The organism is Vibrio sp. 99K-1, assembly GCF_013114585.1.
Classification (GTDB): Bacteria; Pseudomonadota; Gammaproteobacteria; order Enterobacterales; family Vibrionaceae; genus Vibrio; species Vibrio chagasii_B.
In genome coordinates this window covers 72,998-89,171 of sequence record NZ_VTXF01000021.1, presented here as the reverse complement: position 1 = coordinate 89,171, position 16,174 = coordinate 72,998, and the positions used below count along the sequence as shown (strand labels likewise).

Sequence of the window (16,174 nt, the reverse complement as noted above, 5' to 3'; positions counted from 1 at the left end):
GCTGTGTAAAGTGGGATAACGTGGTCGCCAACTTCAACGCTTGTTACGCCTTCGCCAACCATTTCAACGATACCGCCACCTTCGTGACCAAGGATAGAAGGGAAAATACCTTCTGGATCGTCACCTGAAAGAGTGAATGCGTCAGTGTGACAAACGCCAGTAGCAACGATACGAACAAGTACTTCACCAGCCTTTGGCAGTTCAACGTCAACCGTTTCACGTTTTAGTGGCTCGCCCGCTTTCCAAGCAACCATTGCTTTGGATTGGATATGAGTTTGACCAGGTTTGATTTCGATAGTCATTGGATGCTTCCTTTATATGTCAGTACAGCGGATAACTTTGCAATTAAGTTCAACCCGTTAAGCGTAGTTGAGCTTATTTGTTTCCGCTCTCTCGTTTTGTTGGAGCTAGTATAGGTGTGGTTATAGATTTTGATAATCCCCTTAAATAGAAAATTATTATTACATATATGTAATAATTGGTGGAATCTGAAGGGGTAGCGAAAGGAAAGGTGTTGCTAAGAGAATCTATCGAGACTTTAAACAGTAACTAAGTAGAAGGGACATTTATTGGAAATAAATAGAGCATAAGCTTGCCGCCTCTTTTCTAGTTGTAGGCTTGAACATGCTTTTTTCTCTCCCACCTCCTGTGATGCTATCACTCGCCATTGTGCTCGAAGTTGTCGCCACTTCTCTATTGCCTAAAACGCAGCAGTTTACTTCTCTACCCGCCACTGCCGCAGTATTAATTGGTTACGGTTGTGCTTTCTATCTATTGTCTCTAACGGTGCAAACCATGTCTTTGGGCGTAGCGTATGCTATTTGGTGTGGGGCAGGGATCGTGCTAGTCGCAGCACTGTCTTGGCTGGTCTACGGACAAAAGCTCGACATCTACGCAGTCATCGGCATTGCTTTAATTCTGGCCGGTGTGGTGATCATCAACCTGTTTTCGAGTTCGGTGAGTCATTAGGGGCTAACTCGCTTTTGTCCAACTTCGTGCCAGCCTTTTCGTCTGGCACGCTTATACCCCGAAATCCGCCAGTTTAAAAACTCTACAGAATTCAGAGGCATGCGTTTGCTCTAATAAAAGTTATCCATTCTTAATAGCATTTCAATCTGTGCATCCCTGTCATGTGATACAAGGTGAAAGTATTAAGGTTTTATCTTGTGTGATATTGTCTATTATCTCTTTCAATCAACATGTTATGCATTGTATGTCTTTTGCTGTTTCTATCTCATCTGTTTGTTTAGTCTTGGTAGGTTTGCTCTTCGGTTTTAATATCCAAGTGAGTGACTCTTTAAACTTATTTTTGTCTAGTGCAGGTGGATTTTTGTCTGGATTAGGTGCAGCTATCGCTGCGTTTTTCTCATATAAAGCATCATGCCAATGGAAACATCAGTTTAATCATTCCGTTTTATATGAAAATTTAAATGAATTAGAATTACTGCTGCTTGAATTTACAACGTCTATAACAGCAGCCTCAAATGACGATAACTTAAAAGTACAAACCGCATATCAAGCACCAACCGTTTTAGCAGGTGCTGTGAGTCAAAAGTATCAAGTAGTTTACTCAAAAATTGAGGAGCTGATCCCTTCTGAAACCCAGAAAGCTTTTGCCGAACTAGATTTAAACCGTCTTAAAGAATCATTAACACAACCATTTATTGATTATGCTATTAAGAAGAACGCTCTTGAGCGATACATAGAAGAAAATGCAAATGATCTAGTCGTTTGTGCGGTTGATGCAATTCTTAATGAAGAAGTTGATAAAAAGATGAATGAAGCAAATCTGCATCACTCAAAAATTCAGACTATTTGTTCAAGTGCTATAAGTAATCTAAGAGAGGTTCGTCAGTCATTATGATCGGTTACACACTTTACTAAACAATTCGTGAATACATCTAGTTATTCACGAGTTGCTAAAATTAACTAACAAGATTTTGTCCACCGACGTTTTAGATCTTCCTAAACCTTATTAAATGTGACTGCCAAACTTCATGTTGACCAAAAACACTGAGAGGAGGTCATCATGAGAAAGTTATCTTCTGGAAAATGCAGTGGCATCAAAAGGCCATTTAAGCTTGAAGAGGTCTGGCGGATCAGAACTAGGCTGGAGATTGAAAACGATCTGATGCAGATCGCACTACTGAACCTAGCTATAGATAGCAAGTTAAGAGCGAGTGATTTGCTGAAGCTACACGTTTACGATGTTTCTTCGCAAGGCATTATTTATGGAAGGGTTCAGTGCATCCAGCAAAAAACGGGTACCGATGTCCACTATGAGATTACTCCGAGAACACAGCAAAGTATTAGCTGATGGATTTTTGCAGCATCCCTAGAGGCAAGCAGTTTTCTATTCCCGAGTAGCCGACGCTCTGGGAAACCTATCAGTTACTCATTCTATCGTTCAATCATAAGGAACTGGGCTGCAAAACTGGGATTGAATGCTGACTATTACGGAACTCATTCCATGCGCCGTACCAAAGCCACTTTAATCTATGCTAGAACGAAAAACATCAGGGCCATACAGCTCTTACTTGGACATTCGAAGCTAGATAACACAATTCGATACCTTGGTGTTGAGCTAGAAGACGCTCTGAGGCTATCTGAGAAAACAGATTGCTGACAGACAGGAGTTGCTACAGGCTTTTCTTCTGAAAAGCCTGTGCCCCAATATTAGTTTCAGCCAGAACATATACTTTCTTAGCCAGCCTAAATTCTGCTAATGTCAGATGAAATACGTGAAAAAGAACTAGACTTAAAGTCAATATCGACTTTACCGGACTAAAAGCGCTATGAGTATAGATTTTCTTACAAGAAAGAAGTATTTAACGAGTCATGACTTCTATCGAGATCTCATCGATTTTTTTGTACAAGAAGCTAAGAGCGATATCGGATATTTCCACTTCTATTCTCATACTAACGAAGAAGTCGCATTGAATGTTTGGTCAACCTCTGTCTTGGAACATTGCCATTGCAGCTACGTAAGCCACTATCCACTGTCATCTGCAGGAATATGGGCAGATAGTATAAGAACTAAAAAGCCCGTAATACACAACCACTATGATGCAAACTATTCCATAGGCGACTCTTTACCGAAAGACCACATAAAACTAACTCATCACTTCAGTCTTCCCGTAATACAAAATAATGACGTAGTTGCAGTCATCGGTATAGGCAACAACAACGCACCATACAGTCACGACTTCGTAAATTATTTTTACAGGATGATTAACAGCATCTGGCCTCAGGTACAAACAAAGGTAAGTAAGATCGAATCTGGATTAGCTAACAAAAAGCTAGAATTTGATTCTTCTGCCTCCATGGCGATTATGACCAATATGTTAGGCGCAATATCCCGTGCGCTTGAGATTCGTGATGAATACACTTCCTCTCACCAGCGCAATGTCGCTCATATATGCGACCTTATAGCTGATAAACTTTCATTAGAAGACTCGGTGAAAGAGGGGCTAGTCATTGGAGCTTTGGTTCACGACATCGGGAAAATTACGATCCCGTCTCAAATCTTAAGTAAGCCTGGGAAACTCTTGCCAGCAGAGTACAAGTTACTCCAAAGTCATTCAGAAGTAGGAGCAAAGATTTTTCATGAAGTGATTTTTCCTTGGCCAATCGTCGAAATGATCGAACAGCACCATGAGAGGTTGGACGGCTCAGGCTACCCAAATGGAATCAAAAGGAATGAAATTTTACTTGAGGCTCGGATTATAGCTGTTGCAGATACCTTCGATGCTATGGCAAATGATAGACCATATAGGAAGGCTGTCGGAGCGAAGAAAGCTATCAATACCTTAGAACAAGGCCGAAATAAACTATACGACCCCTGTGTAGTAGACGCTTTCCTTACTTGCTACAAACAAGATGAAACTTTAGGAGGGTTGTATACACCTGTGAATTTACAATAAAAGTGTGGCGCAGGTGTAGTAATAATCTTTAGCCAAGCTCCAAGTTAGCTTGTCTCTAATTGTATGGTTTGCCATAAAAAAGGTAATTCGAGCATACTCAATTTAAGTAATTGCCCTAAATTATTTTTGTCCAAAAATAAGTTGCGCTAACCCTTCTCACACCCCAACACAGCCACAAGCGCATCTAAATACTGCTCGATAGTCAGGTCCGCAGAAACCGGTGGTAGCTCTACCGTAATACACGGTAGGTTTCTTTCTTGGCACCACGTGCCGAATGAGCCTGGGGTTTCGTAGTCCACGTCTTCAACGAGCGGCAGGTTGAATTGCTTACCTAGCCAAGTGGCAAGTTCCGATTGGGTTGGATCATCGACCATGGCGAGTGGTTCGTGGAAAGAGATGACGAATTTGGGCTTGCGCTGCTCAATGAGCTTGATGAGCGACTGTACTTCCGGTTCAAGTTGGTCGACTTGCCCAGTTTTTACCTTTACATCTCTGACTGGTGTGTGGGAACTCCAGCGATAGACGGTGCCGTCTTCTGTCCAGTTTTGCGTCGGGAATGCGCGGTTCAAATCGACTTGGTTAGCGTTGGCGCGTGTGCCTAACTGATTACCATCTGGGTTCATCGACAAGATCACATCGTGTCGTAAGTTGGCGGCTGGCAGGCTTCTTAGCGCACAAGATAAACCTGCGATAGACGCGGTTTCATCACCGTGTGTGCCTGCTATGATTAGGCCTCGAGATTCGCTTTCTACTTGCGCGGGGAAATAGAGCAAGGGTGCGCCTAGTACCGACTTTCCATATGGCAGCGGCTTTATTGAAAATGCAGCTCTTTCCGTTCTTGGAATTAAACTCACCTTTATCTCCTGATTGATCAAGTACTATCAAGTATTAACGATTACAAAAACTACTTAGATAAACGAAAGCATTAAAACTCGTCAACAGTCGCATTGTTAATTTTATTACTTGCTTCAAAGATAGGCTAGGAGAGCAAAAACATATGGATTTTAAGAAACACTCAACGGCGTTACTCATTTCATCTCTATTGACCCCTTTTATCTCAGTGACTGCCGTTGCTGACACATTGCCAGCGGGAACTTCTCTGGCGAAAGAACAACACTTGGTGCGCGCGAATGATGCAGAAGCGGCGACTCTTGACCCTGCAAAGGCTGAAGGCCTTCCAGAAATGCACATTCTGCGTGACCTGTTTGAAGGCTTAGTGATTCAAGATCGCGATGGCAACATTACTCCAGGTGTGGCGGAATCTTGGGAAACCGAAGACAACCAGACCTTTGTCTTCCACCTGCGTAAAGACGCGCAATGGTCGAATGGCGATCTGGTGACGGCTGATGATTTCGTGTATGCGATAAGACGAGCGGTAGACCCTAAAACGGCATCGCCAAATGTGTGGTATCTAAAGCTCACCAAAATCAACAATATTGCTGATGTGGCAGAAGGTAAGAAGCCGATTGAAGAGCTAGGCGTGTCGGCTGTTGATAAACACACGGTGAAGTTCGAACTCGATAGTAAAGTGCCTTACTTTGTGGCGATGACGGGCCACACATCCATGATGCCAGTGCATAAGTCAGCCCTAGAAAGTAGCGACAAGCCGTGGAGCGATCCTAAGCAATTTGTCGGTAATGGTGCATTCGTACTAGACGAGTGGGTGGTGAATGAGCGCATTGAATTGAAGAAGAACCCGAAATACTGGGACAGTTCAAATACGTACCTAACCGAAGTGACATATATTCCGTTTGAGAACCAGAATGCCTCGATTAACCGCTATGCAGTGGGCGAGGTCGATATTACTTCGGACGTGCCGACACATATGGCGCAGCAACTTAAAACCAAATACCAAGATGCGTTTACCGCGGTGCCTTTGCTGTGTACTTACTACTACGCATTCAATACTACGCGACCACCTTTTGATGATGCGCGAGTACGTAAAGCTGTCTCTTATTCTATGATGCGTGACGTTATCACCAATGGTGTGACTCAGGTGGGTAACTTGCCTGCTTATACCTTTGCTCATGAGTACACGGCTGGCTTTGATGCGACACAACCTGAATACAGCACGTGGACTCAGAAAGAACGCGATCAAAAAGCAAAAGAGTTACTAAAAGAAGCGGGTTACGATGCATCTAACCCATTGGATTTCAAACTGCTTTACAACACCAGTGAGTCGAACAAGTCCATAGCAGTGGCGATTGCATCAATGCTGAAAGGCAACTTAGGCGCACAAGTTGAGCTTGAAAACCAAGAGTGGAAGTCTTACTTGGTGTCTCGTCGCCAAGGTGATTTTGATGTGATGCGCGCCTCTTGGTGTGGCGATTACAACGAAGCATCGACTTTCTTGAGCTTGTTGCGTTCAGGCTCTTCGGGTAACTTTGCTCGCTATAGCAATGACAAGTACGACGCAGCAATGGACAGCGCCTTAGCTGCAACCAGCGAACAAGACCGCCAAGGTTTCTATGACCAAGCAGAGCAGTTACTGGCAGAAGACATGCCGATCGCACCAATCTACTACTACATGCAGGCCCGTCTAGTGCGACCAAGTGTCGGTGGTTTTGCTAAGAACAATGTAGAAGGGCGTATCTACTCTAAAGATCTCTACATCAAAGAGTAATTGAGCTTCTGGCACATCATTAAAAGTTTGAAATAAAGAAAAGGGACGTTGATCATAAATCTCTGATCAACGTCCCTTCGTCATTAATCTGTAACCGTAAGCGCAAAAAACTGAAACCTGCCTGAAGTATTTTTCACTTTTATTTCAATCAGGTGAAGCCATGTTACCTCCTCTACGTGCCCTTGTTGCGTTCGAAGCTGTTGCCCGCCTCGGTTCTATTGGCGCTGCTGCGCGAGAGCTTTGTGTTACCCAAGCCGCGGTGAGTCAGCAGCTTAAAAGTTTAGAAACCTTTCTTGATACCACACTGTTTGAACGCAGCTCCAAAGGCGTACAGCTGACATCGGCTGCCCAGCATTATCAACCGATTGTTGCGGGTTCATTAGCACACCTGAAATTACAGACTCAAATCCTCTTCGGGGAAAAAGAAACCGACGTGTTGAGCCTGCGCGTTAATCACACCTTTTGCCATAACTGGCTGTTACCTCGCCTGCCATCTTTTTATCAAAAATACCCTTTTATTAGGCTCGATATTCAGCTGGTGGACTGGCCATCAACCAATCCTTGTCAGAATGTCGATATCGAGCTGACCAACGGCAAGGTAGAAAGCGAAGACACTCATAGTGAGCGACTGTTTCAAGAACATTGGCAGTTGGTGTGTAGCCCAGACTTTAAAAACCAATATCAAGATGCCTTGGCTAAGCATGATTTTTCTGCTCTGCCGACCGTGCAAGTAAAAGGCTACCGAGAGAACTGGCTGCAATGGTTGAGTCACAACCAATTCGAGATGACCTTACCGAAGGTGCTACTTGAAGTGAGTAACTCTCTGCATGCATTAGAGGCGGTCAAACATGGCATTGGCGTGTTGTTGGTGCGTTCGCTAGCGGTGTCTGAGCTGTTAGAGAAAAACGATCTGGTTCTGGCGACTGAATCCTCAATGCCTGCCGAATCTGCCCACTATTTGATTACCAAACACAGACGCAGTGCCAAGGTGAATTTCTTTTGTGATTGGCTTTATCACCAGATGGAAGACGGTGAACTGGAAGAAAGATTTTCTAATGGGTAGCCATAAAAAAAATGAAGGGCGCTCTTACTAACCTGTCACACAAACCCCTTAATTTAACCGCATACAAATAAGGACGAGGTCACCATGAGTGCTTTCTCAGAACCAATGAAAAACCGCTTAAAGGTACTGCTATTTACTGCACCGTTGTTGGTGCCACTGTTTACTTTTTGGCTCGTACCATTTGGTTATTCGATTTACATCAGCTTCACTGATTGGGATTACATCTCGCCAGATTATTCGTTCATCGGTTTAGAAAATTACGAGTACATGGTTGAGGACTACGAGTTCATCCAAGCGATGCTCAACACGTTTTGGTTCTCTGTGGGTGTGGTGATTCCCACCATTATTCTTGGTCTTGTGTTTGCCATGCTGCTGCACAAAAACTTCAAAGGTAGCCAGTTTTATCGTGCAGTGATCTTCTCGCCTTGGATTACACCAACAGTCGCGGTGTCGATTGTGTGGTCTTGGGTATTTGAGACCAAATCGGGCTTGGCAAACCACTTATTGGAGTCGGCAGGGTTTAGTGCGATTCCATGGTTAGAGAACGGAAACACAGCCTTGGTTGCGGTGATTATCGTAACAGTTTGGCAAGCGATTGGTTGGACGATGCTGTTCTACATCAGTGCACTCAACAAGATTCCAGAGTCACTTTATGAGGCGTCTTTGATTGATGGTTGCAGCAGCTTAACGCGCTTTTTGAAGATAACGCTGCCGCTGATTTCACCAACCACATTCTTCTTGGTAGTGGTCAACATTATCACGGCGATGCAGGCGTTCGATCAGTTCCAGATCTTAACGCAGGGCGGGCCGGGTGGTGAGACACGTACCTTGTTGTACTTGTTCTACCAACAAGCGTTCGAACGTTACGAAATGGGACCTGCGGCCGCGACATCGTTAGTGATATTCCTGATTACTGGATTGTTGGCACTTATTAATACCTACATCGGCAAGCGCTGGGTGTACTACTAGTCGATTTTTGAAAGGACAGAATTATGACCACGCAAGTATTGGATGCCAATCAAGTATTAAATCAGAGCGCAGCGAAAGCCAAAGTTAGTCCCCAAACTAAAGCGACTAAATCAGAGGTTGTGTCAAAGAAAACCTCAGTGGATCGCCGTTCGTTCCTCGCACTAGCTAAGCATCTGTTCTTAGCAACCTGCGGAACCATGATGGTGTTCCCGTTCTTATGGATGCTGTCTGGTTCGCTTAAAAGTAACGATGAGGTCTTTGCTAACCCGCTGGACTTGATTCCAGAGCAGTTTCGCTGGGAAACCTTTGTCGAAACCTTCCACAGCGCGCCGTTTGGCTTGTACATCTTCAACAGCTTTAGCGTGGCTTTGTTCACCACCTTGTTGGTGATTGTGAATTCAGCGATGTTTGCATACGCATTAACGCAGCTGAAGTTTCGTTCAAAGACAGTGCTCTATTTCATCGTGATGGGTTGTTACATGCTGCCAGGTGCAGTGACTTACATTCCGTCTTACATCACCTTGGCAAAACTGGGTTTGTTGGATTCACACATGGGCTTGGTAGCGTCGAACGCGGCGTCGGTTTTCGGTGTGTTCTATCTGCGCCAAGTATTTATCAAGGTGCATCCGTCGCTGATTGAAGCGGCACGAATTGATGGTGCAGGTGAGCTCAAAATCTTATGGGCAATCATCTTACCGCAATGCCGAGCAGCAGTCGCAACACTGTTCCTCATCACTTTTATTACCAATTACAACAGCTACATGTGGCCAAGTCTGGTGATTACGACTCAGGATTTAAACCTGATCGCTACTGGTATTCGTCACTACTTTATTGCCGAAGGTAACTATGGGTTGAACTGGTCGCAAATCATGGCGGCGAGCACCATTGCAGTATTGCCTTTGCTAATTCTATTCGTCATTTGTCAAAAGACGATTCTTTCAGGTATCGCCGATAACGGCGTAAAAGAGTAAACGGAAATGAAACTAAAAACTCTCGCACTAGTGTGTGCTGGCGCAGCAAGCGCGTCTATGTTTTCTAGCAGTGTTCTTGCCGCAACCGAAGTTAACTTTTGGTATTCCGGTGGTACTAAGCCACAGCAAATGATGACTAAGCTCATCGAAGAGTTCAATGCGAGCCAAGATGAGTATGTGGTGAAGCCTGCATTGCAAGGTAACTACACGGAAACCTACCAGAAGCTGCAAGCTGGTTTAGCGTCGAAAACGGCACCTGAACTTGTGCTGTTAGATTCAGGTCGTGCGGAAGCGATGAACGGACGTGGTTTGAGTCGTGACCTAACGCCGTTCATGGATGAAGAGTTCAATTTTTCTGACTTCATCGGTGCGTTCAAAGATCAAGTGACGGCAGACGATGGCACCATCATCGGTCTACCTGCTTACGGTACAACTCAGGTGTTTTACTACAACAAGCAGGTGTTGGCAGATAACGGCTTTACTGAGCAAGATCTAAAGACATGGCAAGGCGTGGCTAAGGTCGCTGAGAAAGTCACACAACGTGATGAGAAAGGTAATGTGACCTTCTACGGCTGGGAGCCGATGTGGGGTCAAGACAACATGATTGACGCGGCATTTTCTAACGGCGCTAAGATCATCAGTGATGACGGTAAGAAAGTGCTGATTGACTCTCCTGAGTGGGTTGAGGTTTGGGACAGCTTCCGTAAGTGGATCCACGATGATCAAATCATGCGTATTCACTACGGCGGTCAAGGCTGGGAATACTGGTACAAAACCATTGATGACGTGATGAAAGACAACGCACTAGGCTACACCGGTTCATCGGGTGACCAAGGTGACTTGGACTTCACTAAGCTTTCGGCAACCACGCAACCAGGTTGGGGCTCAAACCCTTCTGCACCACAAGCGGGTGCGCTGGTTTACGTAATGCCAAAAGGCACGGATGACGAAGCGGCTAAAGGTGCATTTGAGTTTGTTGAGTTCTACACCAATGCCAAGAACACGGCAGCTTGGTCAATGTTCACTGGCTACATCCCAGTGCGCAACAGTGTTTCTGAAGTACCAGAGTACCAAGCGTTCACCAAAGACAACCCACAAGCTCTGATTCCATTGAAGCAAGCGAACACGGCGACCAAAGACTTCCTAGACCCTACCAACGGTAAGATCATGGATGCGCTGAAGGTAGCTGCGGACCAGATTCAAATCCAAAACGTGCCTGCTGACAAAGCGCTAAAACAAGCGGCTAAGAAAGCGCAACGTGCACTAGACCGAGCGAATCGTTCTTAATCTGCAAAGTGGATTAACACTATCTTTGCATGCATAAAGGCCCATCTACTCGGGTGGGCCTCTTTTTGACCCAGTCCTTCAATTAGGACGAATTTGGTGATGACAATGACCCAATTTCAAGGTGAGCTGCCGTTTGGCAGAGTACGTATCCCCTTTGATGTGCCAACAGGTTCTCACAGCGTAATTATTACCGGCACAACGGTGAAAAAAGGATTCTTGTACGCAGCAGCCTACGATGCCAACCAAGCATTTCGTGGCAAGGTGTTGTTTGAAAAGGCACACAAGTCACTCACTATTCAACCGGAAAACTCAGGGCTAGGCGCAATTGATGGTGTGATTCCATCGGGTGAGTGGTTCTTAGAGCTTTATAACCTGGAAGGTGAGTTTCGCACCGAGCGTGCGATGCAGTATCAAGTTGATGTGCTTTGCTCTGATGAGCCAAAGATTGACGGAATTGAGAGTGAGTTAGAACTGAACCCAACGGTGACAAGTGATCACGATATCGAGTTTGATTACAGTCATATGCTGAGTTCTGATTCTCGCTGGTATCGTGGTGACTTACACGCTCACACTCAGCTTTCTGATGGTCACAATACCTTAGCTGCGGCTAAAGACATTGTGGAATCACAAGGACTCGATTTCTTTTTCTTCACTGAGCACAACATCTGCCAACCCAAGCTTCCAGTATCAAATCAGTGCCTATTCTTACCGGCGTTAGAAGTTACGACTGATCTCGGGCATTTCAATGTGCATGGTCCGGTTAAGTCTTTGGACCTTAGAGACGTTGAACACAGCAGCCAAGCGACCATGGAAGCAGGATTGAATTTGGCAAAAAGTGGACACAGTTCCCTTGGCATTAATCATCCGATGATGAAGCCGTGGCATTGGCATTACGATCAAGTGGATCTAGGCCAAGTGTCTACGTTTGAAGTGTGTTGTGACCCTACTTGGTCAACTTCACCAAAAGCGACCGAAGAGGCGTTATTGGTTCTTAATGAAATGTGGAATTGTGGTCAGCGCATTACCGCGATTGGCGGCAGCGATTCACACCTTGAGCCCCATGAACGCAATCCAAAATCGGATGAGCCTTCTATCTATGGCGACCCATCAACATTCGTTTACAGCCATGGCTTGAGTGGTGAAGGCATCTTGTCTGGACTGCGTAATGGGCAAGTGTACCTAGAGCGCCGCTGCGGCTTGAAGTTTGATATCAACTTAGGTGATTTGCTACCGGGTAATGACTCTCAAGGACAAGCGCTTACATACCGAATTGCCGTCTCTGACGCAGAAAACCCTTACTACGCTGAGTGTGTGGTGGATGGTGAGGTTGTTGAACGAATCGCTTTGAGTGATGAGCTGCAAAGTATTCATATTGATGAAGGCTACCGTTGGTGCCGAGTCGATATTCGTCGTGGAGACCTTCCATTCTCAACAGGATCGAACAGCACTCAATCTTCATCTAACGAGCATGAATTTGAAGGCTGCATCAATGCCGTATTCGACGGCAAGCAACCAGAATTTAATCAACCCCTAGTGCGTACTTGGGGAGAACTAATGGAGCGAATGAGCCGTGATGAAGTTTAAGGCGATGTTATTTGATAAAGACGGCACATTGTTAGAGTTCCACAAGATGTGGCTCAATGTTTCTCGTGGCGCTTGTGAACGTGTGAAATCTTACAGTGACCAGCATCAGGGTAATCAAACTGTCACACCTGCTGAGTTACTCTTGGCCATCGGCGTGGAAGGTGATGTGGTTGATAACTATGGATTATTAGCCTCAAACCCAGTGGAAGATACCGCAATAGCGTGGTTCAACATGCTACAACCCAATGCTTCGCTCGCTGAGTTCACTAAGGTGACCAAAGCCGCTTTCAATGACGAAGTGGAAGAGAACCCAAGCTGGATTGAAGCACTACCGGGTGTGGCTGAAAAGCTGGGTGTGTTTAAGCAGCAAGGCATGATTTTAGGTATTGCGACCGCAGACACCAAAGACTCAACCATCTACACACTAGAGCAATCGGGTTTGAGCGAGATGTTTGATTATGTCGGTTACTCAGATGGTGATATCGAACCTAAACCAGCGCCAGCACTGCTCAATGCCTTCTGTGAGCAATGTGGCATTGAGCCACATGAAGTGATCATGTTTGGTGACACGGTTTCGGATATGGAATTTGGCCGCAATGCAGGCGCAAGCAATGTCGGTGTTCTGACGGGGACTGCACAACACAGCGAGTTAGAGCCAGTGGCGGATCTGGTTATCGCATCAGTCGCCCATTTTGAGCTCAATCAACTGCAAGAACGTGGCTAAAGCGTGTCACGACAGATTGCAAAGATAGTATTTAACCAATTGATTTAAGGACAGGTTATGGCTGAAGTCACACTGAGAGGGGTAGAAAAAACCTACCCAAATGGTTTTAAGGCTGTGCACGGTGTCGATCTGAATATTCGCGAAGGTGAGTTTATGGTGTTTGTTGGGCCGTCTGGCTGCGCAAAATCCACCACACTTCGTATGATCGCAGGCCTTGAAGATATCTCAGAAGGCGATGTCTACATTGGCGATAAGCGTGTAAACGAATTGCCACCTAAAGATCGTGGTATCTCGATGGTGTTTCAAAACTACGCGCTTTATCCGCACATGTCGGTATACGACAATATGGCTTTTGGTCTGAAGCAACAGAAGCTGCCAAAGCATGAAATCAATGAGCGAATTGAAGATGCAGCCAAGACTCTGGATATCGAACACCTGCTAAATAATAAGCCGGGTGAAATGTCGGGCGGTCAAAGGCAGCGTGTCGCGCTTGGTCGTGCGATGGTACGTAAGCCAGATGTATTTTTGTTTGACGAGCCCTTGTCTAACTTGGATGCAAAGCTGCGTGTGTCGACTCGTGTCAGCATTGCGCAGCTGCATAACAATCTTAAGCAAGAAGGGCAAAACGCCACCATGATCTACGTGACACACGATCAGGTGGAAGCCATGACTCTTGGTGATCGTATCTGTGTGTTGAATCAAGGTGAGATCATGCAGGTCGATACGCCAATGAATCTTTACCAATACCCGGCAAACAAGTTTGTCGCGGGCTTTATTGGTTCGCCAGCGATGAATGTTCTCAAGGTGAGGTTGGATGAGATTGACGGTGTGATGAACGTGGTTTCTGAAAGTGGTACTCGTTGGACGTTACCACAGGACAAGCAGGCTATTGCTCGTGAAAAATTGGGCGAGTGGGTGTGGTTCGGTGTTCGCCCTGAGCACATTCAACTGGCTAATCATGATGCGCCGTTGTCTGAGGTGAATACTCAAACGCACAGGCTTGATGTGGTCGAGTCGATGGGTAATGAGCTGTATCTCTACTTCAAATTGGGTGCTGATAAGCTGGTGGCTCGCGTGCCTTTCGATGCCGATCGTACGGCAAACAGTGGCGAAGAGACAGTGCTTCACTTCAACACTTCACAGTGTCACCTGTTTGATTTAGAGACAGAAGAAGCACTGACTGAATAAGTCTATGTGTCGAAGAGTCAAAATAAAGAAATCCCCGCTCAGATGAGTGGGGATTTTTCTTAGGAGGAGTATCAACAGGAGCTCGGGACTGTACCCGAGGCTTTTTTGTTGGAGATAGCTAAACACTCTTGAGGGTTAGAACCATTTAATGGCTCGGAATCGCAATTCTTTTTTCTAGCCAACGAACCGCTTGTGATACGACCAAAATAAGAACAAGGTACTCCAAAACCAGAAACGTATAGATCTCTAAAGGTAAATATTCGTTCACCACCAGCTCATTTGCTCGTCTTGTTAAATCACTCAAACCAATCACACTCACTAGCGAACTCATCTTGAGGATATAAACAAACTGATTGCCCAAGGGCGGCAGTATCTGACGGAATGCCTGCGGTAGGATAACGAATCGCATTTTTTGCCAATAGGTTAATCCCAAGGATTCGGCCGCTTCATGTTGGCCACGATTAATCGCTTGAATCCCCCCACGGAACACTTCTGCCATAAAGGCGCTCTCGGCAATGGTCAATGCGATTACCCCTGCCCAGAAGTGGTTCAAAGAGACATCGAGTAATGTCGGCATTCCGTAATACACCCACAATAGCAATACCAATACAGGGATAGAACGCATCACCTCTACGTAAAGTCGATTAATCCCCCTGAGTATTGGAGAACTAGAAAGCGCTGGAAAGGCGACCAATAGACCGAGAGCCATGGCAAAAAACATACTCAACAACGAAACCTGAATAGTCTCGCTAAAACCAGCCATCAAAAACTGAATATTAGTTCGTCCCTGCTCAGTCGACGGGTCGAGTACATACCATCCCCATTGATAATCTGAACATCCTGTCAGAAACAGCAGAGAAACTAGCGATAAGTGACGATAGTTCACATTTACTCCCAAAAACTCCATTTGTTATTGCTATGTTAACAACCAAATCTGTTTAATGGTTAATAATTAAGAAGAATATCTACATTCATCACTTAGAAATCAGCATTCTTTAAAGGAATAAAAAATGAAAAAAAGCTTAATCGCATTAGGAATGTGCCTGCTTGCTTTTACACAGATCGCACATGCACAAAGTCGTTTACAAGAGATACTGGATGCGGGAGTTCTCCGCGTTGGTACTACGGGGGATTGGAACCCAATGACAATGAAGGATCCTGCAACCAACAGTTACCGCGGCTTTGATATCGATGTCACGACTGAGTTGGCTAAAGACCTAGGCGTAAAAGTGGAATACGTCGCAACAGACTGGAAAACCTTGGTGAATGGCATCACGGCTAATAAATACGACGTGACTGGTAGCGCATCGCTCAACATGTCTCGTGCAAAAGTCGCTGGATACAGCCAACCCTATTTCTATCTGGCTTTTGTCCCTGTTGTGCAAAAGAAAGACATAGAGAAGTTCTCAGATTGGAGTGATTTTGACAAGGCAGAAATCAAAGTTGCCGCCACACTCGGCACAGTACAAGAAAAAATGGTGAAGGACTTCTTCCCATCGGCACAACACATCGTGATTGAAGCGCCGGCGCGTGATTTCCAAGAGCTTTTAGCTCGCCGCGCTGATGTCTCCGTGACTTCAAACGTAGAGGCTGCAACCTTAGTAGAGAAGTTTAAGCAACTCGCGATTGTTCCGGTGAAAGAGCCACGTAAACCAACTCCAATTGCGATGCTACTACCACAAGATGATCAGGTTTGGATTAACTACATTAACCACTGGGTTGAATTGAAAAAGACGCAAGGTTTCTTCAAGCAAACCGCTGAGAAGTGGGGATTGAAGAGCATGTAACGAGCTTATAGAGAAGAGAAAAATAGAGCCCTTAGGGGGTAGGGCTCTAGAGTTA

Annotated in this window: 15 protein-coding genes and 1 pseudogene; 13 read left to right on the top strand and 3 right to left on the bottom strand. The window is 45.3% G+C overall.

Annotation, left to right across the window (positions count from 1 at the left end):
• On the bottom strand, positions 1-302 hold a 302-nt coding region (locus tag F0228_RS17215), incomplete at its 3' end, for an alcohol dehydrogenase catalytic domain-containing protein (RefSeq protein ID WP_171761921.1).
• Positions 303-624: 322 nt separating this feature from the next.
• Between F0228_RS17215 and F0228_RS17210 the strand changes: the two genes are divergently transcribed.
• The 4 genes and pseudogenes from F0228_RS17210 to F0228_RS17195 all read left to right on the top strand — a co-directional run bounded on the left by F0228_RS17210 (position 625) and on the right by F0228_RS17195 (position 3,923).
• Entirely contained in the window at positions 625-969 is a 345-nt protein-coding gene (locus F0228_RS17210) for an SMR family transporter (protein WP_171762526.1), read from the top strand.
• A 244-nt stretch (positions 970-1,213) separates the two neighbouring features.
• Positions 1,214-1,864 carry a hypothetical protein gene (locus tag F0228_RS17205; protein ID WP_171762525.1) on the top strand — a complete coding sequence of 217 codons (651 nt, stop codon included), beginning with the start codon at positions 1,214-1,216 and terminating at the stop codon, positions 1,862-1,864.
• A gap of 165 nt (positions 1,865-2,029) precedes the next feature.
• Positions 2,030-2,626: pseudogene (locus tag F0228_RS17200) on the top strand (tyrosine-type recombinase/integrase).
• 169 nt (positions 2,627-2,795) lie between these two features.
• Positions 2,796-3,923, top strand: a complete 1,128-nt coding sequence (locus tag F0228_RS17195) for an HD domain-containing phosphohydrolase (protein WP_061031587.1) — start codon at positions 2,796-2,798, stop codon at positions 3,921-3,923.
• 146 nt (positions 3,924-4,069) lie between these two features.
• Here F0228_RS17195 and mpaA read toward each other — a convergent pair whose 3' ends face one another.
• Positions 4,070-4,777 (bottom strand): murein tripeptide amidase MpaA, encoded by a 708-nt coding sequence (mpaA, locus tag F0228_RS17190; RefSeq protein WP_171762524.1) that lies wholly within the window; start codon positions 4,775-4,777, stop codon positions 4,070-4,072.
• Positions 4,778-4,920: 143 nt separating this feature from the next.
• On the opposite strand from mpaA, the gene F0228_RS17185 reads away from it, so the two are divergent.
• The 8 genes from F0228_RS17185 (at position 4,921) to ugpC (ending at position 14,332) form a co-directional block, all read left to right on the top strand.
• Positions 4,921-6,546 (top strand): ABC transporter substrate-binding protein, encoded by a 1,626-nt coding sequence (locus tag F0228_RS17185; RefSeq protein WP_171762523.1) that lies wholly within the window; start codon positions 4,921-4,923, stop codon positions 6,544-6,546.
• A 160-nt stretch (positions 6,547-6,706) separates the two neighbouring features.
• Positions 6,707-7,609: a LysR substrate-binding domain-containing protein gene (locus tag F0228_RS17180; protein ID WP_171762522.1), complete on the top strand. Its 903-nt coding sequence runs from the start codon at positions 6,707-6,709 to the stop codon at positions 7,607-7,609.
• 84 nt (positions 7,610-7,693) lie between these two features.
• Positions 7,694-8,578, top strand: a complete 885-nt coding sequence (locus tag F0228_RS17175; RefSeq protein WP_123305860.1) for a sugar ABC transporter permease — start codon at positions 7,694-7,696, stop codon at positions 8,576-8,578.
• 23 nt (positions 8,579-8,601) lie between these two features.
• Positions 8,602-9,549 (top strand): carbohydrate ABC transporter permease, encoded by a 948-nt coding sequence (locus F0228_RS17170; protein WP_061033882.1) that lies wholly within the window; start codon positions 8,602-8,604, stop codon positions 9,547-9,549.
• 6 nt (positions 9,550-9,555) lie between these two features.
• The gene (locus F0228_RS17165) at positions 9,556-10,836 is read left to right on the top strand and encodes an extracellular solute-binding protein (RefSeq protein WP_061033881.1); all 1,281 of its coding nucleotides are present in this window, start codon (positions 9,556-9,558) and stop codon (positions 10,834-10,836) included.
• 105 nt (positions 10,837-10,941) lie between these two features.
• Entirely contained in the window at positions 10,942-12,420 is a 1,479-nt protein-coding gene (locus F0228_RS17160) for a CehA/McbA family metallohydrolase (RefSeq protein ID WP_061033880.1), read from the top strand.
• Complete coding sequence (locus F0228_RS17155) at positions 12,410-13,144, top strand: HAD family hydrolase (protein ID WP_116870982.1); 735 nt, start codon at positions 12,410-12,412, stop codon at positions 13,142-13,144. Before F0228_RS17160 ends, F0228_RS17155 begins: the two co-directional genes overlap by 11 nt.
• A 57-nt stretch (positions 13,145-13,201) precedes the next feature.
• Positions 13,202-14,332, top strand: coding sequence for a sn-glycerol-3-phosphate ABC transporter ATP-binding protein UgpC (gene ugpC, locus F0228_RS17150; protein ID WP_061033878.1), 1,131 nt, complete (start codon positions 13,202-13,204; stop codon positions 14,330-14,332).
• A 145-nt stretch (positions 14,333-14,477) separates the two neighbouring features.
• Here ugpC and F0228_RS17145 read toward each other — a convergent pair whose 3' ends face one another.
• Entirely contained in the window at positions 14,478-15,218 is a 741-nt protein-coding gene (locus F0228_RS17145) for an amino acid ABC transporter permease (RefSeq protein ID WP_061033888.1), read from the bottom strand.
• Between the two features lie 124 nt (positions 15,219-15,342).
• On the opposite strand from F0228_RS17145, the gene F0228_RS17140 reads away from it, so the two are divergent.
• Positions 15,343-16,119 carry a transporter substrate-binding domain-containing protein gene (locus tag F0228_RS17140; protein WP_050651339.1) on the top strand — a complete coding sequence of 259 codons (777 nt, stop codon included), beginning with the start codon at positions 15,343-15,345 and terminating at the stop codon, positions 16,117-16,119.
• Positions 16,120-16,174: the final 55 nt, after the last annotated feature.